The following is a 24,464-nucleotide window of genomic DNA, read 5'->3' as shown; positions in this document are numbered from 1 at the left end:
TCGCCGTTATGCCCGAAAGCAGCACGCTTTTGGAGATCGTCAAAACACAAACCGAAATTGCCAAACTCGGTCTGGATCTCGGCGGCGTGATGGCCTTTGTGACGGAGCGGGTGCAGCACCTGACGCAGGCGAACGGCGCGGTGGTGGAGCTGGCCGAGGGCGACGACATGGTGTACCGGGCGGCGTCCGGTGTCGCGGCCAACCTGTTGGGCATGCGTCTGTCGCGCGACGGCTCGCTCTCGGGCCAGTGTGTGAAGACGGGCGAGATCCTTCGCTGCGACGATTCCGAGACCGATTCGCGTGTCGACCGCGAGGCCTGCCGCAAGGTTGGTCTGCGCTCGATGATCGTCACACCGCTCAAGCATCTGGACACGACCGTCGGTGTGCTCAAGGTCTTCGCGCCGGACCCGTCGGCGTTCCCCGATGCCGACGTCCGCACGCTCGAACTGATGAGCGAACTTATTGCCGCGGCGATGTTCCATGCGGCGCGCTTCGAGACGAGTCAGCTCTATTTGCAAGCCACGCACGACGCGCTCACCGGCCTGCCCAATCGCGCGTTGTTCTACGACCGCTTGCGGCAGGCCGTGCATCTGGCGCTGCGTTCGTCGTCGCGGCTGGGCATTCTAAACATCGATATGGACGGGCTCAAGCCCATCAACGACCGCTACGGACATCGTGCGGGCGACGCCGCCATTCGCGCCGCTGCCGAGCGCATGAACGCCACGGCGCGACGCTCGGATACGATCGCTCGCGTGGGTGGCGACGAGTTCGGCATGATCCTGTGTGGCATTCACTCGCGTGAAGACGCCGAGGCACACAGCCAGCGACTGGCGCAGGAAGTGGGCGCGCCGTTCGAATTCGAAGGCAAGTCGCTCGAACTGGGGGTGAGCGTCGGCATCGCCATGCTGCCTGACGACGGCACAGACATGACGCAACTGATGGATCACGCCGACGAGGCGATGTACGCCATTAAGCGTGCGCGTCCCGGCACGCGACGCTGACCTGCCTGGCGACGCCGTGTCGGGCGCTCGCGTAGGTCCGTTCGTCGCGTAGTGAAAAATCCCAACTTGCGGGGTTTTGGCCGCAACTTGCGGTAATTTTGAGTCTTTTCCTATCAAATAGCGCCACATCGCCCCGTAGACTGCGTCGTCTCCGACTGAGTTTTTCGAGCGATGTCTTTCTCTACTTCTTTCGTTTGGTGCATGCGCGCCGCGTTGGGCAGCACCGCGCAGCGCCAGCGAGGGCAGGGCGAGTGTGCCCGCCCGCCCGGGGCAGCCGTCGCTGTTGCCTTCGGACTTTGGCTGGTCGCACCGCTGTCGGTGCTGGCGGCTGCTAACGGGCCGCTGCAGGCGCATCCGCGACTAACCACGGTGCCGTTGTTCGTTCTCGACACGCCGGTGTCAATGGTGTCGCAGGCGTCACGTGGTCAATTCGGCAACGGCACAAGCAGCACGAACGCACCGAACTCGCCTTTGCACGTGTCGGCCGTCGGCCCGTGGATGCCGGCAGGGCTGGCACGTCCGGGTTTGTTTTCGCAGCCGACGAACATCCGCCCGTCAGCACAGACCAAGTCGTTTGTCATGCCGGTCGCCGGGGGGCGTATCACGTCTGAATTCGGCACGCGACGCCACCCGGTCCGTCGGGTGTCGCACAGTCACACCGGCGTCGACTTCGCTGCCCCTGTCGGCACGCCGGTTCGCGCGGCCGCCGATGGCGAAGTGAAGTTCATCGGGTTCCAGCAATACGGCTATGGGCGGTACATCGTGATCTCGCACAGGTACGGGAGTGAGACCCTCTACGCGCATTTGTCGGCTGTCGTGGAGGACCTTCGCATAGGCGACACCGTCTCAACTGGTGAGCGGATCGGCGCCATCGGACGCACGGGAACGGCCACAGGGCCTCACCTGCATTTCGAATTGCGTCGCAACGGAAATCCGGTCGATCCGGGGCCGCTGTTGCGCCAGCGCGCGGCGGACGCCGGCGGCGTCGGTAGCGATTACCAGAAGACCGTGCTGGACGTCTCTCCGGGCGCGCCGACCTGGGTGACTTATGGCCGTGCCGGCGTGCTTCCCCGCTGGAACTACTCACCGCTTTGATCCCAGCTTCGAAGTTCGTCCCTTCGCAACGTCGCTCAGGCGTTCGGGAATAAATCGTCGGGTGCGCCGGTATTACAGATAACGGCGCGCTCGAAACTCAGTCATGGTGACGAACCGGGCGCCCTCATTCTGTGGAGGTGTGCCATGAGCGATCGGGATCCGAAGGACGATGGGAAAGACGTAGACGACGCGCCAGCGATGTCGCGTCGTCGTGCGATGGCCTGTCTGGCGTGGGCTGGGGCGGGGATTTTGTGGACGCTCGACGGCGGCGTGCCACGCGGCCTCCCGCTCGCGGCGATGTTGGGCGGCACGACAGCCGCCGCTGCCGAGAAGCCATCGTCCGGCACGCTCTCGTTCGTTCAGATCAGCGATAGCCACATCGGCTTCAACAAAGCGCCGAATCCCGACCCGGCGGCAACACTTCAATCGGCGATCACCCGCATCCGGGGCGCCGCGCAGCGCCCGGCGTTCATGCTGCACACCGGCGACGTCAGCCATCTTTCCCGCCCCGAAGAGTTCGATACCGCGCAACAGATCGTGAACGGCGCGGGTCTTGAGACCCACTACGTGCCGGGCGAGCATGACGTGATCGACAGCGACGGTCAGGCATTCTTCGCGCGCTTTGCCCCGGAAAGTCGCGGTAAGGGGTGGTACAGCTTCGACCAGCAGGGCGTGCATTTCATTGCCCTCGTGAACGTCCTCAATCTCAAGGCGGGCGGCATGGGCTACCTTGGCGACGCTCAACTCGACTGGCTCGCCGCCGATCTCAAGACACGCTCGCGCAGCACGCCGCTCGTCGTGTTCACCCACATGCCGCTCTGGTCCGTTTATCCGGCGTGGGGATGGGGAACGGACGACGGCGACCGGGCGCTCGCGTTGCTGCGTCCGTTCGGGTCGGTGACGGTGCTCAACGGTCACATCCATCAGGTGCTGCAAAAAGTCGAAGGCAACGTGCGAATGCAGACCGCCATGTCGACGGCGTTTCCGCAGCCTTCGCCCGGCGACGGCCCGGGGCCGGGACCGCTGAAGGTCGACGCATCGCAACTGCGGCAGACGTTGGGGATTCGCCGCGTCGATTTCACCTCGCTGGACGGTGCGCCGCTGTTGGGCGACACCACGCTGGCGTCATGACCCGGGGCGCCGCCATGAAATCGTCTTCTTTGTCTTCTTCGTCACGCCTGAGCCCGCATGCCGCGCAACGTCGCACGCTGCTGGCAGGTTTCGCCGTCGCGGCGACGGGCATGCTCGTGCTCGCCGGGCGAGCCGAGGCCGCCGCCGCTGCCACAGATTCGGGCGCAGTCCACATCGATAACTTCACCTTTTCGCCCGCGACGCTCACCGTCAAAGCTGGCACGCGCGTGACGTGGACCAATCGCGACGACGAGCCGCACACCGTCACGAGTTCGTCGAATCCACGCACGTTTGCATCCGGCGCGCTCGATACCGACGGCACGTTCGCGTTCACCTTCGACAAGCCGGGAACGTACCCGTACTACTGTGCGATTCATCCCCATATGACGGGGGTGATCGTCGTGAAATGACCGTTCGCGCGAGCAGATGTGATTCAATGAGCCCACTGACGTTGTGTGCGCGCGCCTGCGACGATCATCGCGATGTTGTTCGAGATGCCGTTCGCGATGTCGCGCACAGCGTCAGTCCGACTCACGCGGGCACGATGTTGCCCGATCTCGGGAGATCCCGGTGACCGATGCGGAAACCCCCGGCGCTCAGGCGTCAGGACGATTCGAAGCGCTGGCCTTGCCGCATCTCGATGCGGCCTACAACCTCGCGCGCTGGCTCTCGGGCAGCGCAAGCGATGCGGATGACATCGTGCAGGAGGCCTATCTGCGTGCGCTGCGCTTCTTCGATGGCTTTCGTGGCGAGAATGCGAGGGCGTGGCTGTTGGCCATCGTGCGCAATACCTGGATGACCGAGTGGCGACGCCGCTCCGATGCCGCCGACGGCACCCCATTCGACGAAGCCATGCACGGTTTGCACGAGGCGGATCGTCTGCCGGGCTGGGACGACGCGTCATCGGGCGATCCGGAAATGCGGGCCGTACGCCGCGACGAATGTGCGCTGGTGCGCGAAGCCCTCGCGGGCTTGCCGGTCGTGTTCCGCGAAGTGCTGGTTTTGCGTGAGATGGAGGATATGAGCTACCGGGAAATCGAGACGATCGTCGGCGTGCCCGCGGGCACGGTCATGTCGCGGCTCGCACGCGGCAGACAGATGCTTGCGGCGGCATTGCGTGCGGCGCAGGCGGGTGGAGCGGCAGCAGCGTCATCGTCTTCTTCCTCATCTGCGCAAGTGACACGCCTGACGCGCTTGCCGCTCGACGGCACGACTCGGGGAGGACGCGATGAGTAAGCGAGACAATGAGCAAGACAATGAGCGTGACGACATGCACGACGACCCCAAAGACCCGCCGACGACAAGCGAAACAACCACGCTGGGCAAGATGCTGCGCGACGGCTCGTTACAGCATAAAGCGCCGCAAGCGTTGCGTGAACGGCTGCGCGACGAGTTGGCGAACGCCGAGCGTCATGTCGTCGCACAGGAGACGGTGAGCGCATCGTCTGCTTCCGACGTTCAGCGCGAGCCGATCCAAGATGTGAAGCAGAACGTGAAACAGGAAGCGAAGCAGGAAACCAGACCCGCGAAACCGGTCAGGTCCAATGGCGTGGAAGCCGCATGGGGGCCGAGTCTTGCGCCGTGGCTGTTCGGTGGCGCGGGTGGTGCGATCCTTGGTGGGCTGGCGGTGGCGATGGCGTTGCTGGTGGCGCGTCCGCCTGCACCCCCGCAGGCGCCGGAACCGGCCGCTCAGACTGGCTTGCAGCCGCAGGAGATCGTGTCGAGCCATGTGCGCGCGCTGTTGTCGCAGCATCCGATCGACGTGATCTCGACGGACCAGCATACGGTCAAGCCGTGGTTCAACGGACGCCTCGACTACGCACCGCCGGTCGTCGATCTGGCGGACAAGGGATTCCCGCTCGCAGGCGGACGTCTGGACTACGTCGGCGGTCGCACGGTGTCCGTGCTCGTCTACCACACCGACAAGCATCCGATCGATGTCTACGTGTTTCCGTCACGCGACAAGGCGTCCGCTGCGCCCATGATCACCGGTAGCGACGGCTATGCGATCGCCCGCTGGCGACGCAGTGGCATGACGTACTGGGCGATCACCGACGCAGAGCCGTCGCATCTGCGTGTCTTCGTGGAAGCGTTGCAGGCGGCGACCTGATATCGTGACGGCTGTTGATCGATAGCCCCCCGATGGAGTGATTCATGTCGCAAAACCAGCCGTCGAATACCTCGCACGCCCCGACCAATCCGGCATGGCAGGCGTCGCAGTACGTCAAGTTCGAAGACGAGCGCACGCGTCCCGTGCGCGATCTCGTCGCCGCGATCCCCGAGCTTCCCGGCCGCGATGCGGCACGCGTCGTGGATATCGGCTGCGGCCCCGGCAACTCGACCGAAGTGCTGGCCGCGCGCTATGCGCAGGCACAAGTACTCGGGCTGGATAGTTCGCAGGATATGGTCGACGCGGCGCGCAAACGTCTGCCGCAGTTTCATTTCGACGTCGCGGATATCGGTGCGTGGAAAGACGGTCCGTTCGATGTGATTCTCGCGAACGCCGTGTTGCAATGGCTGCCCGATCACGAAACGCTGTATCCGCGTCTCGTCGCGTGTCTTGCGCCCGGTGGTTCGCTCGCGGTGCAAACGCCGGACAATCTCGACGAACCCGCTCACCGGCTGATGCGCGAAGTCGCCGCCGACCCGCGCTGGGCCGAGACGCTCAAAGGCACGGAACGCACCGCGCGTCATGGCGCAGCGTTCTACTATCCGATGCTGCGTGCCCTGTGCTCGCGCGTCGATATCTGGCGCACGACTTACTATCATCCGCTCGCAGGCGGTGCGCCGGCTGTCGTGGAATGGTTCAAGGGCAGTGCGCTGCGTCCGTTTCTGACGAAGCTGGACGACGCCTCGCGCGAGGCGTTCCTCGTCCGCTACACGGAAGAAATCGCGAAGGCTTATCCGGCGCTAGCCGACGGCACGGTGCTGTTGCCGTTCCCGCGACTCTTCGTGGTGGCCACGCGCTGATCGAGCCAGCGTGCCGTGCAGGCGGCACCGGCTACGGCCAGCAACATCGGCGCGAGGAAATCCTGATTCACGTGCGTGAATTCCAGCGCCAGCACCACGGCCGTGATCGGCATGCGCATCGACACGGCGAGGAAGGCGGTGGCCCCGATGAGGGCTGCCGCGCCGAGCGCGACTTCCATCGCCTGCGGCAACGCGCCATTCCACAATCCCCCGAGCACGACCGCGAGTAACGCGCCGTTCGCCAGTCCCGGTGTGAGCAGACCGCCTGCCGCCCCGGCGCGCAGACTGCTCCACGTAAAGAGCACGCGCAGCACAAGCAGCACGAATGCCAGCGCCGTCACCAGTTCGCCATTGAACGCGAGCGATGCCGGGCCCTTGCCGTTGCCCGGCAATTGCGGGTACCAGGCGATGACCAGACCCAGCACCATGAAGTTAGCCAGTGCGAAGACCGGCGCACGCCAGTCGCGCGGTGCGGCGGCGCGGGCGCTTTCCGTCAATCGCGCGAATGCCCACGCGGCCACCCCGACGAGCGGGCCGCACACGAGCGCCCAACCGACGAGCGGCGCAGTGACGTCGAACGCCGGGAGCGTGTACTGCTGTTCCGCACCCATGCCGATCCATGCGACAGCGGCGGCAATCGCCGAGGTCGCAAAGGCGGGCAGCACCGCGCGCCAGGCGAACGTACCGAGCAGAACTTCCAGCACGAAGATCGCACCACCGAGCGGCACGTTGTAGACGGCGGCGAGTCCCGCGCCTGCGCCACATGCGACGAGCAGACGGCATTGTTCGGCAGACAGCCCGGCGCGACGCGCCAGTTGGTCGCCGACGAGCGCACCGATTTCACGCGGCGCGACTTCGCGCCCGAGCGGCGAGCCGAGCGCGACCGTGACGATCTGCAACAGGGCATGGGCGAGCGTGCTGCCGACGGGCATCGGGCGGGAGCGTCCGACCGCATCTTTGATCGAGACGAGCTTTGCGCCGTAGCGATGCACGGCATACCAGCCGAGACCGGCAACCACGCCGCACACCGTCAGCACGGCAAAGCGCCGCTCGGGCGAGGCGGCCGCAACGCCGCTCAAAAAGCTCTGCGCGCCGAAGACCTGATCCTCGGCATAGCCGAAGGCCAGGTGCTGAACGATATGGAGCAGGGCGGCGAGCAGTGTGCCGCCGATGCCAGCACCAATCCCCGTCAACACAGTGACGACGGCGAGCGTCGCGAGCGGGGTGGCTCGGACGCCCTCCGTCTGCGCGCTCTCGCGGCCAGTCGGTGCGATGGCCGTGCGCGGGATCGGTTGCCCGGTCTGTTGCGTTGGGATTTGCGTGGCTTGCGGGGTGTTCATCGTGCTGCGCCTTAACTCCGGATACTCAGGACGTGCCTGTTCGTCCCTGCCTGTCTCTGTTAATCAGGGAATACCCGGAGTGTATGGCGCAACGCAACATAAGAGAAATGAATGTTGCGTTGATATTTATGATTATTTCGTATGAGTTTCGAGTGCGATGTCCGGACCGGCGACCGGCAGGTGCAGTTCGGCGCGCAGCCCGCCGCCGGGGCGGTTCGAGAGGATCAGCGAGCCATCGTGTGCCTGTGCGATGGTGCGGGCGATGGCCAGACCGAGACCGGCACCGTCGGGACCGCCGGGCACACCGTCATGTCCCTGCTCAGCGACCTGACGATGGACTCCGGCGCGCACGAACGGCTCGACGGCTGCCGACAGCTCGGCCTCCGGGATGCCAGGGCCGCGATCTTCCACTACGATTTCCAGATGCGTGCCCTGAGCCGACAGATGTGCCGACACCCGACATCCACCGGCGTAGCGCAACGCGTTGTCGACAAGGTTCTGCACGCAGCGTCGCAATGTGCGCGGATAGCCGCGTACCGTGCCGCTTGCGCTTTGGTCGCGCACCCGCACGTCGCCGCCTGTCTCTCTCGCGTCTTCCGCCACGGCGCGCAGCAGGGCTTCGATATCGACGTCGCGCAACGCTTCGCCACTCGGCACGCCGCGCACATGATCGAGCGACGCGGCGATCATCGCTTCCATTTCCATCAGGTCCTGACGAAAGCGCTCGCGTTGCGCCGGGTCGCCGAGCGTTTCCGCACGAAGTCGCAGCCGTGTGAGCGGCGAGCGCAGATCGTGCGAGACGGATGCGAGAAACGCCGTACGCGCCTGCATGGCTTCGATCAGCCGATGCTGCATGGCGTTGAACGTCTGTGCAGCGCGGCGCACCTCCACCGGGCCGTTCTCATTGAGGGGCGGGCTATGAATGTCGCGCCCGAGCCGGTCGGCCGCCGCCGACATGCGCGCCAGCGGACGCAAGGCGATCCGCACCGCGATCACCGCGATCAGAATCACGGCAAAAATGCGCGCGAGATAGATGCGGACGAAGTAATCCGCGAACGCCGCACCGGGGCGCAGATCGAGCCCGGCCTGACCCGCCACCACGGCGAGCGACATCCATTGACCGTCTTGCAGACGCACGTCGGCGGCGAGGTGCGCCGTCGGCGCGTGCGCGCGCAGGAGCGTGGCGAGCGCCAAGGGTTCGCCGGTGTCGTCGTACAGCACGACCGGGTGCGCGACGAACGGATGCATCGGACCGAGTTGCGACGTGAGGACGTTGTCGAACAGATCGTCGGAGAAGTGCGACATGCGCTGTTGCGCGGCGGGGGCGTCGATATTGCGCACCTCGACACCGGTCGCGCGCAGCCGCTGCATCAGCGCGACGCGCTCGGCGGGCGGAACGACGTCGAACAATTTGACCGCATCGGCGATGCGCGCGCCGCCCGAGCGTACCGGCACTTCGGCCACGCGGCCGTACCGGGCGTCGAACCACACAGTGCCTGTGACGAGTTGCGTCGCGAGCATGCCGATGACGAGAATCAGCGCGAGGCGGCCAGAGAGCGTGCTCGGCCAGCCAAGATAGCGACCATAGCGTGCCCATCGCGAAGCGTACGACGAAGGTGCAGTCTGCGCACGGGAGACATCAGACATGCGAAGCCACCACATCGGCGGCGAGCATATAGCCCTCGTTGCGAACCGTACGAATCAGCGGCGACGGCCGTGCACGCGTATCGAGATGGGCGCGCAGACGGCTCACGCAGACGTCGATGGCGCGATCGTTGGCGGCCCCATGACGGCCGAACGCGCAGTCGAGCAGAAAGTCGCGCGAGAGCGGCCGGTGCGGATGCGTCACCAGGGCCTGCAACGTGCGGTAATCGGAGCCGCCCAGTGTGATCACGCGGCCTTCGGGCGAAATGAGCTGGCGCGCGAGCGTATCGAGCCGCCATCCGTCGAAATCGAAATACGCTGCCTGTGAAGGCTGGAGCGGGGCAGGGTGCGGCGCGGGGGACGACGACACCGGCACAGCGCGTGCGGCCATCACGCCGTCGGAAGTCACCGCCTGCGCGCTGCCCAGCGGCAGACGCGGCCCGCGTCGCAACACCGCCTTGATGCGCGCGAGCAACTCACGCGGATCGAAGGGCTTGGGAAGGTAATCGTCGGCACCCACCTCGAGGCCGACGATGCGGTCGAGCAACGTGCTGCGCGACGTCAGCATTACGACCGAAACGTCGCCGCGGGCGTGCAACTGTCGACAAAGCGACAAGCCATCCTCGCCCGGCAGCATCAGATCGAGCACCACCACATCGGCAGGCATCGCGGCGAGTTGCGCCCACATCTGCACGCCGTCGGCGGCGGTCGCGACATCGAAACCCGACTCGCGCAGATAGTCCGAGAGCAGGTCGCGAATCTGCGGATCGTCGTCGACGATCAGCAACCGGGCAACCGAACGCGCGGGAGCCATAGTGGAAACAGCAGTAGAAGAGGGGGCGGCCGACATCACAAGGACATTCCAAAGAACGGGAGTCTACCGGCGGGCGCTCCTTTTGCGAGCGTCGCCCATATACCGATACACGCCAATACAAACCAATACATACCGAAATTCCGTCAACACGAAGCCAACACAACGCAACGCTACATTCTAATGGAAATGAGAATGGTTCTTGATTCTATGTTGGATGTCACTGTGATGCGGATGTTTTTCTCTCAGACTGTCAGACGCGCTGCGTGCGCGGCGAGCGTTGTACTGTCGACAACGCTTGCGGCCATGACCGCATCGGCGGTCGTCACCCCGGCCCATGCGGGCGAAACTGTCACCGATATGGCCGGACGGCAAGTCACGTTGCCTGATCACGTCGACCGGATTCTGCTCGGCGAGGGCCGACTGCTATATGCCGTGGCGTTGCTGGAAGGCAAGCAGCCGCTTGCGCGTATCGTCGGCTGGCAGGGCGAGCTGCAATCGCTCGACCCGCAGACGTGGCAGCAGTACGAAAAGATATTCCCGAAGATCGACACCATTCCGAAGATCGGCCAGTCGTCGGAAGCGACGGTCAGCGCGGAGAAGGCGCTGGCACTCAAGCCGGACCTCGCCATCTTCAGCATCGGCGGTCACGGCCCCGGGCGGCACAACGCGCTGGTCAAGGAGTTCGCCGCCGCCGGTGTGCCGGTGATCTTCGTGGACTTTCGTCAGAAGCCGCTTGAAGACACGGTGCCGAGTCTGCGGCTGATGGGCAAAGCCATGCACCGCGAAGCGCAGGCCGACGCTTACATCTCGCTCTACGAATCGCATCTGAAGACCGTGCGCGATGCCGTGGCGACGATTGCGGCGAACGAACGTCCGAAGGTCTTCGTACAGATGCTCGCGGGCGTCTGGCCCGGTTGCTGCCACACGGTCGGCAACGGCAGCATCGGCGAGTTCGTCGACGCGGCGGGCGGTGTGAATATTGCACGTGACTTGCTGCCCGGCGTAATCGGCGACCTGAACATCGAGCATGTGATTGCGTCCCGGCCGGACGTCTATATTGCGACCGGCACGCGCGGCAATGCCAATCAGTTGCGTATTCACGTGGGGGCCGAGACGTCGGCGCGCGATGCGCGCGACTCGTTGAATGCCTTCGTGAAGTCGCCGGGCATTGCGTCGATCAAAGCGGTGCGCGAGGGCCGCACGCACGGGCTCTGGCACAACTTCTACGACTCGCCGTACAACATTGTGGCCGTCGAAGCGATGCTCAACTGGTTCTATCCGGGCCGCTTCAAACAGATCGATGCGAACGCGACGTTTGCCGAGATTCACAAGCGCTTCCTCGCGGTGCCGTTCAACGGCACTTACTGGACCGACGGAGATAAGCCGTGAGTCTTGCCGGAGAAGTGGCGGATCTGTCCCGCGCATCAGGGCGCGCGCTGCCGGGTGACCCGTCGGCGAAGCTGGCGGCAGAAGATGTTTTGCACGCGGGGGTGGCGAGTGGTTATCGCCGGTTGAACCTGCGCCGTGCCCTCTGGCTCGTTGCGCTGGCGGCGCTGATCGTGCTCGCGTTGGCGCTGGACTTCACACACGGGCCGTCGGCGCTAGGCTGGCGCGATCTGTGGCGAACGATCGTGTCGCCTGCGACCGCAAGCCCCGATGCGCAGGTCATCGTCTGGCAGATTCGTCTGCCTTACGCCCTCATGGCGGTGCTTGTCGGTGGTGCGCTGGGTCTGGCCGGAGGCGAGATGCAGACGATCCTCGACAATCCGCTCGCCAGTCCGTACACGCTGGGCGTGTCGGCGGCGGCCGCCTTCGGCGCGGCGCTGGCCATTGTGCTCAACCTGCATGTGCCCGGTGTGCCGGACGTGTGGGTCGTGCCCGTGAACGCTTTCATCTTCGCGCTGATTTCCGCGCTGGTGCTCGATGGTGTGGCGCGCTGGCGCGGTCTGCCGACTTCGGGCGTGGTGCTCATGGGCATCGCTCTCGTTTTCGTCTTCCATGCGCTCGTCTCGCTGATGCAGTTCGTCGCCACCGAGGACGCCTTGCAAGGTCTCGTGTTCTGGACGCTGGGCAGCCTCACGCGCAGCGACTGGACACAGGTACGCGTGCTGGGCGGGGTGCTCGTGATCATGGCGGTGCTGGCATGGCGTCAGTCGTGGGCGATGACGGCGCTGCGACTCGGTGAAGACCGCGCAGCGAGCTTCGGGATTCGTGTGGCGCGCCTGCGGCTTGTCACACTCATGCGCGTGTCGTTGCTCTCGGCGCTGACGGTGTCCTTCGTCGGCACCATCGGCTTTGTCGGGCTGGTCGCACCCCACATCGCGCGTGGCATCTTCGGTGAAGACCATCGCTTCTATCTGCCCGGCTGCGTGATCGTCGGCGCGCTGGTCATGTCGCTTGCGTCTATCGCGTCGAAGACACTGCTGCCCGGGGTGATCATTCCTGTGGGCATCGTAACGGCGCTCGTCGGCATTCCGTTCTTCCTCGTGATCGTGGTGCGTTCGAGCGGGAGGTCGCTGTGATCGGATCGTCTCAAACACTCGCCCTGTCGGCGACGGGCATCGACGTCACGCTCGGCCGTCGTCACATCCTGCATGACGTGTCGCTGCCACCGCTGCCTGCTGGCAGCGTCACCGCGCTGCTCGGCCCGAACGGCTCGGGGAAATCGACCCTGCTGCGTACGCTCGCCGGACTCGTGTCCGGGCGCGGCGAAGTGACGTTCGGTGGTGAGGTCCTGCACCGCTGCACGGGCCGTACGCCTGCGCGCGATGTCGTTTATCTGCCGCAAGCACTGCCCGCTGGGGTGCATCTGCGCGTGCTCGAATCGGTGCTGGCCGCCGGGCATGGCGCGCGCCGTGCCGCGCGCGATTCCGTGAGTGCGACAGCACCGACACCTGCCGTCGTCATGGCGTTGCTGACCCAGTTGGGGATCGAAGCGCTCGCCATGCGATTTCTCGACGAACTCTCCGGCGGTCAGCGACAACTGGTCGGGTTGGCGCAGGCGCTGATTCGTGCGCCGCGCATCCTGCTCCTGGACGAGCCGCTGTCGGCGCTCGATTTGCACCACCAGTTTCAGGTGATGCGGCTCATTGCGCGCGAGACCGTGGCCCGTCAGATGATCACCGTGGTGGTCATGCACGACCTGTCGATTGCCATGCGTCACGCCAATGCGGCCGTGATGCTGCGCGACGGACGCGTGGTCGCCGCAGGCGATGTCGGGGACGTGGTGACGGCTGATGCCATCGCCCGCGTTTTCGACGTGCAGGCCCGGGTCGAGCGCTGCTCGCGCGGCCTGCCGCAACTGATCGTGGACGACGTCGTGACACCCGTCTAGACGCCGTTCACCACCACGACGCGGCCCGCCGGGCTTCGCTGCTTAAGTCCTCTGAACAGCAGCCTCAGCACCGGTGCGCCCAGCCACATCGCCACGCCGGCCGCGTCGTTTCTTTCCTTGTTGTCCGAGTCAGTCCGAACGCATCGGCGGTGTCGCACACCCCGGCGCGCGGGGACGCTTTTTGTCTATTCATCTCATAACGCACAACACCAGATGAAGCACTTGAATTCGATGGAACCCGGCACCGCCGACACCGCGTTTTCGCCATTTGCACAGCCGCTGGGGGCGGCGATGCAGACGGCTGCGCGCCAATCTCGCCTGCGTCTGAACACGCGTATGACTCTGGCCGCCGCTTTGGCCGCTGCGTCGTTGCACGCAGCCGCGCAGACGGCACCGGCAACGGACGCGTCGGCCGCCGCGCAGCCCAATGGCACTGCGGTCCCTGCGAAGACCACTGCGGATGCGGTGGCGCTGCCCGCGACGTCCGTCACCGCCACTGTCGATGCGCCTTACAAGGCCGAGACCGTCTCGTCGTCGAAGTACACGGCACCGCTGCGCGACATCCCGCAGAGCATTACGGTCGTGCCCAAGAAGGTGCTCGACGAGCAGAACGCGCAGTCGTTGCAGGACATTCTGAAGAACGTCCCCGGCATCACGTTCATGTCGGGCGAGGGCAACCTGGGGTGGGGCGACCTGTTCTCGATTCGCGGCTTCTCGTCCGAGCAGAGCATCACCATCGACGGTGTGCGCGACGCCGGTCTGTCGAGCCGTAACGACACGTTCGATCTGGATCGTGTGGAGGTCTACAAAGGCACCGGCACCATCGAGTCGGGTGTGGCGGCGCTGGGCGGCTCCGTCAATCTCGTGTCGAAGGAAGCCGAACTCGGCAGCTTCTATCGGTCCTCGTTCGGACTGGGGAGCGACAACTACCGCCGCATGACCGCCGACCTGAATCAGCAACTCGGCGATTCCACGGCGCTGCGTCTGAACCTCATGTCGCACCACAACGGCGTGGCCGGTCGTGACGAAGTGAAGAACGACCGCTATGGCATCGCGGCGTCGCTGGGTCTGGGGCTGGGCACCAGCACGCGCGTGATTTTCGACGTTTTCCATCAGAAGGACAACAACGTGCCCGATACGGGGCTGCCGATTCAGCGCGGCACCGGCGGGCAACTGATGCCGGGTGTGCAACAGAGCAACTGGTACGGCGCGGCGGGCATCTACACGCAGCAGACCGAAAGCACGTCGCTCTCAGGGCGCGTCGAGCACGACTTCAACGACACCACACGGATTCGCAGCCAACTGCGCTGGCAGCGCACGGACAACTTCTCCGTGCTGTCGCCCGCGCGCTTTTTCGCGGCGACCGCCAACGGCAATAAGGTTTGCTCCGGCACGCGGTGCGCCACGCTCGGTTATGCGGGCGTGGGGCCGTTGTCCAACATCGGTGGCGTGAATTCGTACACCGATTACACGCTGACAGGCGCACAGTACGGCATTCTGCGCGGCAGCAACTTCGGTAACTCCACGCGTTATCAGATTCTCGATAACCAGACCGATCTCAAGTTCACGGCGAACACCGGACCGTTCAAGCACGACGTGGTGACCGGCTTCGAGTTGTATCGCGAGACTTACGGCGGCAACCCGCGCGCGGCCTACATCCCGGCGGGGGACATGTTCTTCAACATGGCGAATCCGTCGAATTCATTCGCGGGCACCTGGTCGATGGAGGGCAACAACCAGTCGAGTTCGACCGTCAACGACGCCGCCATCTTCGCCAGCGACACGATCACGCTGTCGCCTCACTGGCAGGTGCTCGCGTCGCTGCGCTACGACCGCTGGCGTGCGGAGACGAACTCGCCGACGGGTGCCACGCTCACGTCGAGCACCAACGGTGCGTGGAGCGGCCGTGCGGGTCTCGTCTACAAGCCGGTCGAACCGGGCAGCATCTACGTGTCGTACAGCCGCGCGACGCAGCCGACCGCCATTGGCGCGAGCACGAACAACCTGATCTATGGCACGGCGACGACGGCCAAATACGACCCGGCGACGTCGCAGACGTACGAGCTGGGCACGAAGTGGGATCTGGCGGGCGGCGCACTCGGCCTGACCGCGGCGGTCTTCCGTACCGAACTGAGCAACTCGTGGCAGTACACGAGCGACGACACGTCGCCCGTGCGGGCGCTGCCAGCCAAGCGCGTCGACGGTGTCGAACTCGGCTTGCAGGGCAATATCACCGACAAGTGGTCGATCTTCGCGGGCATCTCGCGCATGAAGAGCCGTATCACCAAGGGCGCGAACGAGGGGGCGGAGGCGGCCAACGTGCCGGACTGGAGCGGATCGATCTGGACGTCCTACCAGGTCACGCCGGACCTCGCGCTCAGCTACGGCGTGCAGTACGTGGGGCATCGCCGCTATACGGACAACCTCTATGTCGGCGGTCAGAACAACAACAGCAGCAACGCGTCGGGCCCGTCGGGAGTGAACCCGATCTACACGGCGGACAACGAAAAAGCGCCGAGCTACTGGGTGCATAACCTCGCGGCGCGCTATCGCGTGAACCGTCATGTGCACGTCAACCTGAACCTGAACAACGTGTTCAACAAGTTCTATTACGCACAGATCGGCGCATCGCTCGACGGCTTCCAGTTGTACGGCGTGCCGGGCGCAGGACGCACGGTGACGGTCAGCGCGGATATTGCGTTCTAAGCGTACCGAGCGCAGGAGAAAGCACCATGATGATCGAGATTCCCGGCGTCTTCAGCCGCGACGAAGCGCGCGCTTTGTGCGAGCAATTGCAGGCGCAAACGTGGGTCGACGGTAAAGCGACGGCGGGCATGCAGTCGGCACAGGCGAAGGAAAACCGGCAGCTTTCGGAAGACGACCCGTGGGGGCGTCGTCTGGGCGACGAGATTCTGCGGCGTCTGTCGCAGGACGCCGTGTTCATGTCGGCCGCGCTGCCGCGCCGGATCTATCCGCCGCTGTTCAACCGGTACGAAGGCGGTGAGGCGTTCGGCTATCACGTCGACAATGCCGTGCGTGGCATCAAGGGCGTGCGCGAGCGGGTTCGCACGGACTTGTCCGCTACCTTGTTCCTCGCGGATCCGGATAGCTACGACGGCGGCGAACTGGTCGTGCGCGATAGCTTCGGCGAGCGTGCCGTCAAGCTGCCTGCCGGTCACATGGTGCTTTACCCAGGTACGAGCGTGCACAAGGTCAATCCGGTCACGCGGGGCGTGCGGCTGGCCTCGTTCTTCTGGATCGAGAGTCTGGTTCGTGACGACGCCCAGCGTAGCGTCCTGTTCGACATGGACGTAGCGATTCAGCGCATGACACAGCAGGGGGCCGATCAGGTCTACGGCGAATCGCTGGTGCAGTTGACAGGTAGTTATCACAACCTGTTGCGCATGTGGGCAGACGTCTAGCCGCGAGGATTGTGGCCGCCTCCGGCCGTCCTCGTGCTCCCGGACGGCCGTGTACGGCGCAGTGTAAAGTAGCGGACATGGATGCCTTGTTTCAGCCCGTTCAACCGTTTCAGCCGTTCCGCAATGCCCCTTTGTACTGGCGCTCGACGCTCGTACCCGGAGGCGACATGCTCACGGCCGAATACAACGACCATACGTTCGCGCCGCACTGGCACGACACGTACACGTTCGCGTGCATCGTGGCCGGAGCGGAGCGCTACGCCTATCGCGGCGGCGAGCACGTGGCGGACGCCGGGTCCATCGCCATCATCCATCCCGGCGAAGTCCACACGGGCGCGCGGGAAACAGACTTCGGCTGGCGTTATCGCGTGTTTTACCTGCCCGTCGGCTTCGTGCAGGGTGTGCAACGTCAGTTGGAAAGCCCGCTGGATATGCGGGGCGGGCCGTCGTCGGTGGACGAAGCGATGCCCTGGTTCGGCGAACACGTCATTTACGACGTGCAGGCCTTGGACCGTCTGCTTGAAGCGCATCGACTGCTTCAGATCGGCGCAGATCCGCTGCTGGCCGAAAGCGTACTGATCGAAGCCGTGTCGATGATGCTGGTCCGTCATGCGCAGGCGCGCGTGCCGACGTTGCAGATGCACCGCGACGCCGTGCGCGTCGAGACGATGAAAGCGCGTCTGTCGGCCGATCTCACCGAATCGCTCTCACTCACGGCACTCGCCGAAGCCGTCGATCTTTCGCCGTTCCATGCGGCGCGCCTGTTCTCCCGGGAGACTGGACTGGCACCGCACGCGTGGCGCAATCAGTTGCGTCTCGTGCGAGCGCTGCCCGCCCTGCGCGCCGGGGCTTCGGCGACGGACGTCGCACTCGCACAGGGCTTCAACGATCTGTCGCACTTCACCCGGTACTTCCGTCGCGCGTTCGGCGTGTCGCCCGGGAAGTGGAGCGTCGGGCCGGCGGCGTAACCGTTGCGGCAGGGGCGCGCTCAGCTTCATGTGCTGCTTCATGCACCCACGTCAGGAAATCCCGCAACGGTCTTGATTTGTCGGCGTCGCGCGGCACGAGCGTGACGTAGGTCGCGCCGGCGGCCTGTATGTCAGGAAACGGCATGACGAGGCGACCGGCAGCCAGTTCCCGATCGAGCGTCGGCGTGCAGCCAATCCCCAGCCCCAGACCATCCACCACCGCCTGCAAGCTCACGTGATAGTGGTCGAAGCGGTGGAATCGCACCGGCCGAAGCGCAGGCACACCTGCCACACTCAACCAGTCTTCCCAGGCACCCACGCGCGTCTGCGTGGCGACGAAGGTGTGCTTCGCCAGATCTTTCAGTCGACGTAATGGCAACGCTTCCAGCAGCGAGGGGGCGGCCACGACGCTTGCGCGTTCGGTGAACAACAGCGTCCTTTCATAAGGCTGCCATTCGGGACGTGGCGGCGGATCGCGCCGGATGGCGACGTCGAACCCGCCGCGAAACGCCGGATCGGCCCCGCTCGACGTGGTGACGACCACCTGCACATCCGGGTGGGCCGCATGAAATGCAGGCAGCCGCGCGATGAGCCAGTGCATCGCAAGCGTGGTCTGGGCGTTGACACGCACCACGCGCGTTTGCGGCGCTTTGCCGAAGCGCAGCGCTGCGTCGCCAATCAGGTCGAACGCTGCGCTGATCTCGGCTGCGAAGGCCCTTGCGTGGTCCGTCGCGACATTGCGCTGCCCCTGACGAACGAACAACGTTTGCCCCAGCCACTCTTCGAGCAGGGCGATCTGACGGCTCACGGCACCGTGCGTGATCGACAGTTCCTGCGCGGCGGCGCTGAGGCTCTCGGCGCGTGCGGCGGTTTCGAAAACACGCAGGGCATGCAACGGCGGTAGTTGGCGCGACATGTTGGGGCTCTGGAAGGCGACGTCGTCAATGAACTGTGACTTTTTATCACAGAAGGGCGGCGAATTTGTCGATGGTGTGAGTGTGCATCATGCTTTATCGTCGCGGCTAAGGTTCACGCTGCCTGAGACGGCTTGATAGCGTGAGGGAATCGGCAAATCGCGAGGCACGGATGTTGGCAGGATTCTTGGCGGGACACGCGTGGGGCATGGTCATGATCGCCATCGTCGGCACGGCGGCGGGGGCGGTCAGCGGGGTGGTCGGCACGGGATCGTCGATGATGCTGCTGCCGGTGCTGGTGTACACGTACGGTCCGAAACAGGCGGTGCCGATCATGGCCGTCGCGGCCATCGTCGGCAATCTCTCGAAGGTAGTGGCGTGGTGGCGCGAGATCGACTGGCGCGCCGTGCTGGCTTACTCGGTGCCGGGCGCACCGGCAGCGGCGCTCGGTGCGAAGACGCTCTGGAGCCTCCCGTCGACCGCCGTCGATATCGCGCTGGGGTTATTCTTCGTCGCCATGGTGCCGACCCGGCATTTCCTTCGGCGCCATCAATTTCGTCTGTCGCTCTGGCAGTTGGCGGCGGTGGGCGCGGTGATCGGCTTCCTGACGGGCATCGTGTTGTCGACGGGGCCGCTCAGCGTTCCCGCATTCGCCGCTTACGGCCTGTCGGGCGGTGCCTTCCTCGGCGCGGAGTCGGCCAGCTCTGTCTTCATCTACGTGGCCAAGGTGTTGATGTTCTCGGGACTGGGCGCGTTGCCGCCCGAAGCCTGGGCCAATGGTCTCATCGTCGGCATGACGCTGATGCTGGGCACGATGCTCGGCAAGCGCTTCGTCCTCGGCATTACGCCGAACGTCTTCCAGCGCTTGCTTGACACGATGCTGGTCGTCTCCGGCGGCGTGATGCTGAGTGCGGCGTGGCGCTGAATTGACTAAGGGCGCATCTGTCGCCCAATTGACCTTTGGACTTCAGGCAGGCATTGTGCCTGCCTCATCGAGCAGCCAGTCCGAGAACGTGCGAATCGGTCCCTGGGCCAGTTCGAGCGGTTCGGGCAGCACGAGACAGAAGTTCTTTGCCACCGCGCTGTCCTGCGGCCACGGTGCGACCAAACGGCCTTGTTCAAGCTCGACCCCGATGTAAAGACGCGGCACCAGCGCTACGCCCAGACCGGCCAATGCGGCCTCGATCAGCATCGAGTGAAGGTCGTAACGTGCGCCTACGGCAGAGTTCGTCAGCGTGATGGCGGTACCCTGCGCGTAGTGCTGCCAGGCGTCCGGATTCTGGCGACGATGTAGGCGCGGCAGATCGTCCAGTGTTGCGCCTTCCCCCGCTCGGGCTAACAGCGACGGACTGCACACCGGAATCAGCACTTCCTCCAGCAGACGATGCACGTGCATCCCGGCCCATGCCGGATGCTCGAAATGGATCGCCGCGTCGAACCCGCTGCCTGCCAGCAGGAACGGTTCCATGCATTCCGAAAGATGGACCGTGATATTCGGATGCTGGTCCTGAAAACGCGCTAACCGAGGAATGAGCCAGCGCGTGGCGAAGGTCGGTGTCGCCGCAATATCGAGACTTGCGCCCTCGGTCGGTTGCCCCATCAGATACAGGCTGTCCCGCTCCAGCCGGTCCAGCGTTTCACGCACCTGCGAGGCATATCGCGCACCGTTCGGCAGCAACCGTACCCGGTTGCCGATGCGCTCGAACAACGTCACCCCCAGAAATTCCTCCAGCCGTCCGATCTGACGGCTAACGGCGCCTTCGGTGCGAGCCAGCTCGTCGGCGGCACGCGCGAAGCTCCCGTGCCGGGCGGCGGCCTCGAAGGCGAGCAGGGCGGAATGGCTTGGGATTTTGCGTCGCATCTGGGTTTGGTCGGTGGGAGGGCGATGGCAGTCAGCTTGATTAAATATCACTGAAGACTGATCGGAAATCGTTATGGACGTGGAAAATGCCAGATTAGCATTACGTTCATGCAATGAAAACGCACAATTCTCGTGCGAATGCCCAACCTCCCGGAACGACGAGACATCATGATCTACACCGTCGAATGCACCTTCGCCGACCCTGCAAGCGAGGCCGAATGGAACGACTTCTACAGTCGCGAAAAGCTGCCCGCCCTCATTTCGGTGACGGGTTTTCAATCGTCGCAACGATTCAAGGCGGTCACAGAGGGATGCCCTGTGTATCTCGCCATCCATACTGTCGACGGGCTGGACGTGCTGACCAGCGACGAATATCGCCAGAAGGGCGGTGGCAACTTTGCGCGGTGGCAGCAGCACATCACGGACTGGCATCGAAATCTGTACAGCGACATCGGCTTGGCGCCTGTCGTGCAGACGCGCGAGCGTCTGGCGCTTTGCGCGAGCGGACCTGAGCCGCTGGTCGACATGGGGCTTAAGCCGCTCGCCATGCACGCGGTGGCGCTGGAGAAAGCACCGGCGCACCGGTGGCTTGCCGTGGTGTCGACAGACGATGCCGCGCGTCTCGCCGAACCGCCGCAAGGCGTGCATCTCTACGCGCCGATGGGCGAACAACTGACCCGCAGCGAGATGCTGCGCTGAGGCGCGCCGAATCTCGACGTGCGCCACTACCCGTTCAGGAGTCGCAAGATGTCATTCCCTCACTTCCCGCGCCAGCGGATCGGCGATTTCACCGTCACCGCCATCAGCGACGGCTACCTCACGGCGAGCTTCGACTTCCTGTCGAATATCGACGCTACCGACGCCGAGAGCATTCAGCGTGCTGCCGGTGAGCCCGATCCAGCAGCCGTCCACATCAACTGTTACGTGGTGCAAGGCGGGGGACGCACAGTTCTCATCGACAGCGGGGCGGGTGGCATCAAGCAGTGGGGGGGCCATCTGAACGCGAACCTTCGGCATGCGGGCATCGCACCGGAAGCCATCGATACGGTGCTGCTCACTCACGCGCATCCGGATCATGTCGGTGGGCTGATGACGCCGGATGGGCAACGCGCATTCCCGAACGCCGAGCTTGTCGTCGATGAGCGAGAGATCGGGTTCTGGCAGAACGATGCCCATCTGGCGCGCGCAAGCGAACGGGCGCGTGGCAACTTCCGGATCGCACGCGGCGTCTTCGAAGGGTATCGCGAACAACTGCGCACCTTTCGCGCCGGTGAAGTACTCCCCGGCATTCAGGCGATGTCGCTGCCCGGGCACACGGAGGGCCACACCGGCTTTCTCATCGAATCGGCTGACGCGGGGCTGCTCGTCTGGGGCGATATCGTGCACTTCCCGCATATCCAGATCCAGCGGCCCGATGTCACGATTGCGTTCGATCAGGATGCCTCGCTTGCTGCGGCAACCCGCTCCCGGTTGCTCGATGGCGTCAGCGCTGACGGCGTGCTGATCGCGGGGATGCATCTCGGCGAGCTCGGGTTCGCGAGGATTCGTCGCTCGAAGGGCGGGTACGGTCTCGCGTACGAGACCGATGCGTGATGGGCGAGTGATGGGCGAGTGATGGGCGAGTGAGCGCGGTATCAAGCCCGCGCCATCCTCGCCGCGATGAGGTTCACCGCCAACCCGAGCGTCATGGCGACGCCGCCCACGACGAACAGCAGCGAGTAGTTGCCGGACGTCGCCGCAAAGAGGAACGACAGCCCGTAGGCAGCGCCCGCCTGAAAGGTGGCGAAGCTGGTCGTCGCGATGCTCCACGCACCTTTCTGCGAGGCGGGATGATGAGCGAGGAGTTCGTTCACACGGCCCAGAACGAGCGGCACGATACCCGGCGTGAATGCGCCCATCACCATGCTGGAGATGATCAGGGCGGGCAGCCCGAGGCCAAGCACTGGCAGGATCACGGCAAACATCTGCGCAACGTACGCGACCCGCAACGCTCGCGCAAAGCCGATGCGATCCGCAAGGTGCCCCACGAAAAGCGGTCCGACGATGGCCCCCAGTCCGTACAGCACCCAATAGTTCGCGCCCGCGTCGAGCCCTTTGCCCAGACCGCGTGCGACGTAATCGACCAGGAAGATCATGTGCGGCACCAGCGCCACGGCGTTCAGTGCGTATTCGATGTAGAGCGAGCGCAACGTCATAGGGGCGGCGGGACGGTGTTTCGGATGCGCCGCCGTCGCTGCTGTCGCCGGTGCACTCGCGGGCCAGCCGCGCCATGCCACGACTGTGAGGACCAGCGACAACACGCCGAGCCCGATCCACGTTTGCGCGAGGCCCTGACGCAGCAACAGCGGCACGAGTGTGCCCGATGCGGCGATTCCCAATCCGAGGCCTGCGAAGATCGCGCCGCTCACAATGCCGCGTCGCGACGGTGTGACGTGTGCGAGCACCGAAGGTGCGGCAATGACCATCAAAACGCCGCCCGCGAAGCCCGAGACGAAGCGCCACGCGAAGAACCACAGGAACGAGAGCGGCCACGCACAGGCGAAGAATGCCGCGACGACGAGTAGCATCATCACGCGCAGGATCGTCACGTTCGACGCATGACGCGACAACACGCGCGCGCCCAGCGCACCGGCGAGATAGCCGCCGAGGTTTGCGGCACCCAGATAGGCCGCCGTCGAGGGCGCGAACCAGTGTGCGCCGATGATCGCAGGGAGCAGGGCGGTGTAGGCGAAGCGGGCAAAGCCGATACCGATGAGGCTCGCGCAGGCGGCGCAAAGTGTGGCGCGCCAGGCGTTGAAAGGGGCGGTCGATGTGCCGCCGAGGACTGCATTGGACATGATGACTCCGGGGGACGCTGCGTCGCGTCGCGCATCGAACGGCGCGGCGCGCAAAGGCGATGGAGTCAGTGTAGGTTGCTGCGGTGCGTCAGAGAACGGCTGTGCGTCGGAAGTCATTCTTCCGCGCGGCGTACGAATCGGCGCCTGTTTCGCACGTCCGATGGGAGGCGCCGCTCCTTAGCGCTTGCCTGCCGCCAGCTTGTGCGCATGCGAGAAATGCTTGCGCAGACGCGGTACGGCGAAGTCAACGAACGCGCGCACTTTGGGCACGGCCAGCCGTCCCTGAGGCGTGATGACGTGCACCGGCATCGGTGGATGTTCGTAGTTCTGGAGAATGATCTGCAACGCGCCGCGCTCCAGTTCATCGACGATGTGATACGAGAGCATGCGCGCCACGCCGTGCCCGGCCACGACCGATGCAATGGCTGCCCGGATCGAGTTGACGATCAGTCGTGGCGTGAACTGGACGATCTGCGGCACGGTGCTGCGCCCCGTGGGCGGGAAGCGCCACGAATCGATACCGAAATACGTCATGGAAACGATGCGATGTTTCGCGAGATCGGCAGGCGTCTCGATGGGCGGGTGCGAGGCCAGATATTCGGGGGACGCGGCGATGATGCGTCGCACCTCTCCCACCTGCGTCGCCACCAGCGACGAGTCGGGCAGGTGTGCCACGCGTACCGCCACGTCGACGCCTTCGTCGATCAGGTTCACCGGCAGGTCGCTCATTTGCAGACGCACCACAACGTCCGGGTAGCGCTCGATGAACGCTTCGGCGATCTCGCGCATGAACGTCTCGCCAGCGGCGAGCGACATGGAGACGGTCAGTTGTCCGCGCGGCGCAGACCGCTCACCGGCGGCGATGACGTCAGCTTCATCGAGGTCGAGCAGAATGCGTCGGCAAGCGGCCGCGTAACGCTCGCCGGCGGCGCTGAGCTTAAGCGTGCGCGTGGTGCGATGGAGTAGCGCGGTGCCGGTGTGCGTCTCCAGATAGGCGATGGCGCGGCTCACGGCGGCGGCCGAGCGTCCGAGACGCCGGGCTGCTCCGGCGAGGCTGCCTTCGTCGACGGTGGCGACGAAGACCTTCATGGCGTCGATTCGGTCCATGAGCGATAGATGAGGGCGAAGACGGC

At 64.9% G+C, this 24,464-nt stretch carries 23 protein-coding genes; 16 read left to right on the top strand and 7 right to left on the bottom strand.

All coding sequences use genetic code 11. The annotated features are described in order from the left end of the window. Nucleotides 1-8: 8 nt before the first annotated feature. The 7 genes from PCO31010_RS02690 (at nucleotide 9) to tam (ending at nucleotide 6,197) form a co-directional block, all read left to right on the top strand. Nucleotides 9-1,001, top strand: coding sequence for a sensor domain-containing diguanylate cyclase (locus PCO31010_RS02690; protein ID WP_150663477.1), 993 nt, complete (start codon nucleotides 9-11; stop codon nucleotides 999-1,001). A 201-nt stretch (nucleotides 1,002-1,202) separates the two neighbouring features. Beyond that, a complete protein-coding gene (locus PCO31010_RS02685; protein WP_217426126.1) occupies nucleotides 1,203-2,096 on the top strand; it encodes a M23 family metallopeptidase in 894 nt (297 codons plus the stop codon). Nucleotides 2,097-2,240: 144 nt separating this feature from the next. Next, the gene (locus PCO31010_RS02680; RefSeq protein WP_174984242.1) at nucleotides 2,241-3,227 is read left to right on the top strand and encodes a metallophosphoesterase family protein; all 987 of its coding nucleotides are present in this window, start codon (nucleotides 2,241-2,243) and stop codon (nucleotides 3,225-3,227) included. A 14-nt stretch (nucleotides 3,228-3,241) separates the two neighbouring features. Further along, nucleotides 3,242-3,637: a cupredoxin domain-containing protein gene (locus tag PCO31010_RS02675; protein WP_217426125.1), complete on the top strand. Its 396-nt coding sequence runs from the start codon at nucleotides 3,242-3,244 to the stop codon at nucleotides 3,635-3,637. Nucleotides 3,638-3,797: 160 nt separating this feature from the next. After that, nucleotides 3,798-4,463: an RNA polymerase sigma factor gene (locus tag PCO31010_RS02670; protein WP_246184417.1), complete on the top strand. Its 666-nt coding sequence runs from the start codon at nucleotides 3,798-3,800 to the stop codon at nucleotides 4,461-4,463. After that, nucleotides 4,456-5,337, top strand: a complete 882-nt coding sequence (locus tag PCO31010_RS02665) for an anti-sigma factor family protein (RefSeq protein ID WP_246184416.1) — start codon at nucleotides 4,456-4,458, stop codon at nucleotides 5,335-5,337. Before PCO31010_RS02670 ends, PCO31010_RS02665 begins: the two co-directional genes overlap by 8 nt. Nucleotides 5,338-5,381: 44 nt before the next feature. Further along, complete coding sequence (gene tam / locus PCO31010_RS02660) at nucleotides 5,382-6,197, top strand: trans-aconitate 2-methyltransferase (RefSeq protein ID WP_150662865.1); 816 nt, start codon at nucleotides 5,382-5,384, stop codon at nucleotides 6,195-6,197. Here the strand turns inward: tam and PCO31010_RS02655 are convergent. The 3 genes from PCO31010_RS02655 to PCO31010_RS02645 form a co-directional block, all read right to left on the bottom strand. Next, a complete protein-coding gene (locus tag PCO31010_RS02655) occupies nucleotides 6,128-7,537 on the bottom strand; it encodes a chloride channel protein (RefSeq protein ID WP_150662864.1) in 1,410 nt (469 codons plus the stop codon). The two genes, tam and PCO31010_RS02655, sit on opposite strands and share 70 nt — an antisense overlap. A 132-nt stretch (nucleotides 7,538-7,669) precedes the next feature. After that, the gene (locus PCO31010_RS02650) at nucleotides 7,670-9,184 is read right to left on the bottom strand and encodes an ATP-binding protein (RefSeq protein WP_174984240.1); all 1,515 of its coding nucleotides are present in this window, start codon (nucleotides 9,182-9,184) and stop codon (nucleotides 7,670-7,672) included. After that, nucleotides 9,177-9,995, bottom strand: a complete 819-nt coding sequence (locus PCO31010_RS02645; protein WP_150662862.1) for a response regulator — start codon at nucleotides 9,993-9,995, stop codon at nucleotides 9,177-9,179. Before PCO31010_RS02645 ends, PCO31010_RS02650 begins: the two co-directional genes overlap by 8 nt. A gap of 303 nt (nucleotides 9,996-10,298) precedes the next feature. Here PCO31010_RS02645 and PCO31010_RS02640 point away from each other — a divergent pair, with 303 nt between their 5' ends. From PCO31010_RS02640 to PCO31010_RS02615, 6 genes are all read left to right on the top strand, one after another. Next, nucleotides 10,299-11,384 carry an ABC transporter substrate-binding protein gene (locus PCO31010_RS02640; protein ID WP_246184415.1) on the top strand — a complete coding sequence of 362 codons (1,086 nt, stop codon included), beginning with the start codon at nucleotides 10,299-10,301 and terminating at the stop codon, nucleotides 11,382-11,384. Nucleotides 11,385-11,455: 71 nt separating this feature from the next. Further along, on the top strand, nucleotides 11,456-12,517 hold the full coding sequence (locus tag PCO31010_RS02635) for a FecCD family ABC transporter permease (protein ID WP_425495002.1): 1,062 nt from the start codon (nucleotides 11,456-11,458) through the stop codon (nucleotides 12,515-12,517). Beyond that, the gene (locus PCO31010_RS02630; RefSeq protein WP_217426137.1) at nucleotides 12,517-13,329 is read left to right on the top strand and encodes an ABC transporter ATP-binding protein; all 813 of its coding nucleotides are present in this window, start codon (nucleotides 12,517-12,519) and stop codon (nucleotides 13,327-13,329) included. The genes PCO31010_RS02635 and PCO31010_RS02630 overlap by 1 nt, the downstream gene beginning before the upstream one ends. Nucleotides 13,330-13,542: 213 nt before the next feature. After that, nucleotides 13,543-16,035: a TonB-dependent receptor gene (locus tag PCO31010_RS02625; protein WP_246184414.1), complete on the top strand. Its 2,493-nt coding sequence runs from the start codon at nucleotides 13,543-13,545 to the stop codon at nucleotides 16,033-16,035. Nucleotides 16,036-16,061: 26 nt separating this feature from the next. Next, entirely contained in the window at nucleotides 16,062-16,751 is a 690-nt protein-coding gene (locus tag PCO31010_RS02620) for a Fe2+-dependent dioxygenase (RefSeq protein WP_150662861.1), read from the top strand. 77 nt (nucleotides 16,752-16,828) lie between these two features. After that, nucleotides 16,829-17,719, top strand: coding sequence for a helix-turn-helix transcriptional regulator (locus PCO31010_RS02615; RefSeq protein ID WP_150662860.1), 891 nt, complete (start codon nucleotides 16,829-16,831; stop codon nucleotides 17,717-17,719). Here the strand turns inward: PCO31010_RS02615 and PCO31010_RS02610 are convergent. Next, nucleotides 17,652-18,635 (bottom strand): LysR substrate-binding domain-containing protein, encoded by a 984-nt coding sequence (locus PCO31010_RS02610; protein ID WP_150662859.1) that lies wholly within the window; start codon nucleotides 18,633-18,635, stop codon nucleotides 17,652-17,654. The genes PCO31010_RS02615 and PCO31010_RS02610 overlap by 68 nt on opposite strands. Nucleotides 18,636-18,805: 170 nt before the next feature. Between PCO31010_RS02610 and PCO31010_RS02605 the strand changes: the two genes are divergently transcribed. Beyond that, nucleotides 18,806-19,558, top strand: coding sequence for a sulfite exporter TauE/SafE family protein (locus PCO31010_RS02605; protein WP_246184413.1), 753 nt, complete (start codon nucleotides 18,806-18,808; stop codon nucleotides 19,556-19,558). Between the two features lie 42 nt (nucleotides 19,559-19,600). On the opposite strand, the gene PCO31010_RS02600 is transcribed toward PCO31010_RS02605, so the two are convergent. Then, nucleotides 19,601-20,494, bottom strand: coding sequence for a LysR substrate-binding domain-containing protein (locus PCO31010_RS02600; protein WP_150662858.1), 894 nt, complete (start codon nucleotides 20,492-20,494; stop codon nucleotides 19,601-19,603). 168 nt (nucleotides 20,495-20,662) lie between these two features. On the opposite strand from PCO31010_RS02600, the gene PCO31010_RS02595 reads away from it, so the two are divergent. Then, nucleotides 20,663-21,193 (top strand): sugar ABC transporter, encoded by a 531-nt coding sequence (locus tag PCO31010_RS02595; protein WP_150662857.1) that lies wholly within the window; start codon nucleotides 20,663-20,665, stop codon nucleotides 21,191-21,193. A 48-nt stretch (nucleotides 21,194-21,241) separates the two neighbouring features. Beyond that, nucleotides 21,242-22,087: an MBL fold metallo-hydrolase gene (locus PCO31010_RS02590; RefSeq protein WP_150662856.1), complete on the top strand. Its 846-nt coding sequence runs from the start codon at nucleotides 21,242-21,244 to the stop codon at nucleotides 22,085-22,087. A gap of 41 nt (nucleotides 22,088-22,128) precedes the next feature. On the opposite strand, the gene PCO31010_RS02585 is transcribed toward PCO31010_RS02590, so the two are convergent. Continuing rightward, nucleotides 22,129-23,331: a YbfB/YjiJ family MFS transporter gene (locus PCO31010_RS02585; RefSeq protein ID WP_150662855.1), complete on the bottom strand. Its 1,203-nt coding sequence runs from the start codon at nucleotides 23,329-23,331 to the stop codon at nucleotides 22,129-22,131. Between the two features lie 177 nt (nucleotides 23,332-23,508). Further along, nucleotides 23,509-24,438: a LysR family transcriptional regulator gene (locus tag PCO31010_RS02580; protein ID WP_150663467.1), complete on the bottom strand. Its 930-nt coding sequence runs from the start codon at nucleotides 24,436-24,438 to the stop codon at nucleotides 23,509-23,511. Nucleotides 24,439-24,464 lie beyond the last annotated feature (26 nt).

The organism is Pandoraea commovens (assembly GCF_902459615.1).
In the GTDB taxonomy this organism is placed as follows: Bacteria; Pseudomonadota; Gammaproteobacteria; order Burkholderiales; family Burkholderiaceae; genus Pandoraea; species Pandoraea commovens.
Note: the sequence above shows the minus strand (reverse complement) of the source record. Positions and strands in the feature narration are given on the sequence as shown.

What these genes read in the sequence shown, in the direction of transcription:
- PCO31010_RS02690 (WP_150663477.1), top strand. Translation starts at nt 9, where the DNA reads ATGCCCGAAAGCAGCACGCTTTTGGAGATCGTCAAAACACAAACCGAA.
- PCO31010_RS02685 (WP_217426126.1), top strand. Translation starts at nt 1,203, where the DNA reads ATGCGCGCCGCGTTGGGCAGCACCGCGCAGCGCCAGCGAGGGCAGGGC.
- PCO31010_RS02680 (WP_174984242.1), top strand. Translation starts at nt 2,241, where the DNA reads ATGAGCGATCGGGATCCGAAGGACGATGGGAAAGACGTAGACGACGCG.
- PCO31010_RS02675 (WP_217426125.1), top strand. Translation starts at nt 3,242, where the DNA reads ATGAAATCGTCTTCTTTGTCTTCTTCGTCACGCCTGAGCCCGCATGCC.
- PCO31010_RS02665 (WP_246184416.1), top strand. Translation starts at nt 4,456, where the DNA reads ATGAGTAAGCGAGACAATGAGCAAGACAATGAGCGTGACGACATGCAC.
- tam (WP_150662865.1), top strand. Translation starts at nt 5,382, where the DNA reads ATGTCGCAAAACCAGCCGTCGAATACCTCGCACGCCCCGACCAATCCG.
- PCO31010_RS02655 (WP_150662864.1), bottom strand. Translation starts at nt 7,537, where the DNA reads ATGAACACCCCGCAAGCCACGCAAATCCCAACGCAACAGACCGGGCAA.
- PCO31010_RS02650 (WP_174984240.1), bottom strand. Translation starts at nt 9,184, where the DNA reads ATGTCTGATGTCTCCCGTGCGCAGACTGCACCTTCGTCGTACGCTTCG.
- PCO31010_RS02645 (WP_150662862.1), bottom strand. Translation starts at nt 9,995, where the DNA reads ATGGCTCCCGCGCGTTCGGTTGCCCGGTTGCTGATCGTCGACGACGAT.
- PCO31010_RS02640 (WP_246184415.1), top strand. Translation starts at nt 10,299, where the DNA reads ATGACCGCATCGGCGGTCGTCACCCCGGCCCATGCGGGCGAAACTGTC.
- PCO31010_RS02625 (WP_246184414.1), top strand. Translation starts at nt 13,543, where the DNA reads ATGAAGCACTTGAATTCGATGGAACCCGGCACCGCCGACACCGCGTTT.
- PCO31010_RS02620 (WP_150662861.1), top strand. Translation starts at nt 16,062, where the DNA reads ATGATGATCGAGATTCCCGGCGTCTTCAGCCGCGACGAAGCGCGCGCT.
- PCO31010_RS02615 (WP_150662860.1), top strand. Translation starts at nt 16,829, where the DNA reads ATGGATGCCTTGTTTCAGCCCGTTCAACCGTTTCAGCCGTTCCGCAAT.
- PCO31010_RS02610 (WP_150662859.1), bottom strand. Translation starts at nt 18,635, where the DNA reads ATGTCGCGCCAACTACCGCCGTTGCATGCCCTGCGTGTTTTCGAAACC.
- PCO31010_RS02605 (WP_246184413.1), top strand. Translation starts at nt 18,806, where the DNA reads ATGTTGGCAGGATTCTTGGCGGGACACGCGTGGGGCATGGTCATGATC.
- PCO31010_RS02600 (WP_150662858.1), bottom strand. Translation starts at nt 20,494, where the DNA reads ATGCGACGCAAAATCCCAAGCCATTCCGCCCTGCTCGCCTTCGAGGCC.
- PCO31010_RS02595 (WP_150662857.1), top strand. Translation starts at nt 20,663, where the DNA reads ATGATCTACACCGTCGAATGCACCTTCGCCGACCCTGCAAGCGAGGCC.
- PCO31010_RS02590 (WP_150662856.1), top strand. Translation starts at nt 21,242, where the DNA reads ATGTCATTCCCTCACTTCCCGCGCCAGCGGATCGGCGATTTCACCGTC.
- PCO31010_RS02585 (WP_150662855.1), bottom strand. Translation starts at nt 23,331, where the DNA reads ATGTCCAATGCAGTCCTCGGCGGCACATCGACCGCCCCTTTCAACGCC.
- PCO31010_RS02580 (WP_150663467.1), bottom strand. Translation starts at nt 24,438, where the DNA reads ATGGACCGAATCGACGCCATGAAGGTCTTCGTCGCCACCGTCGACGAA.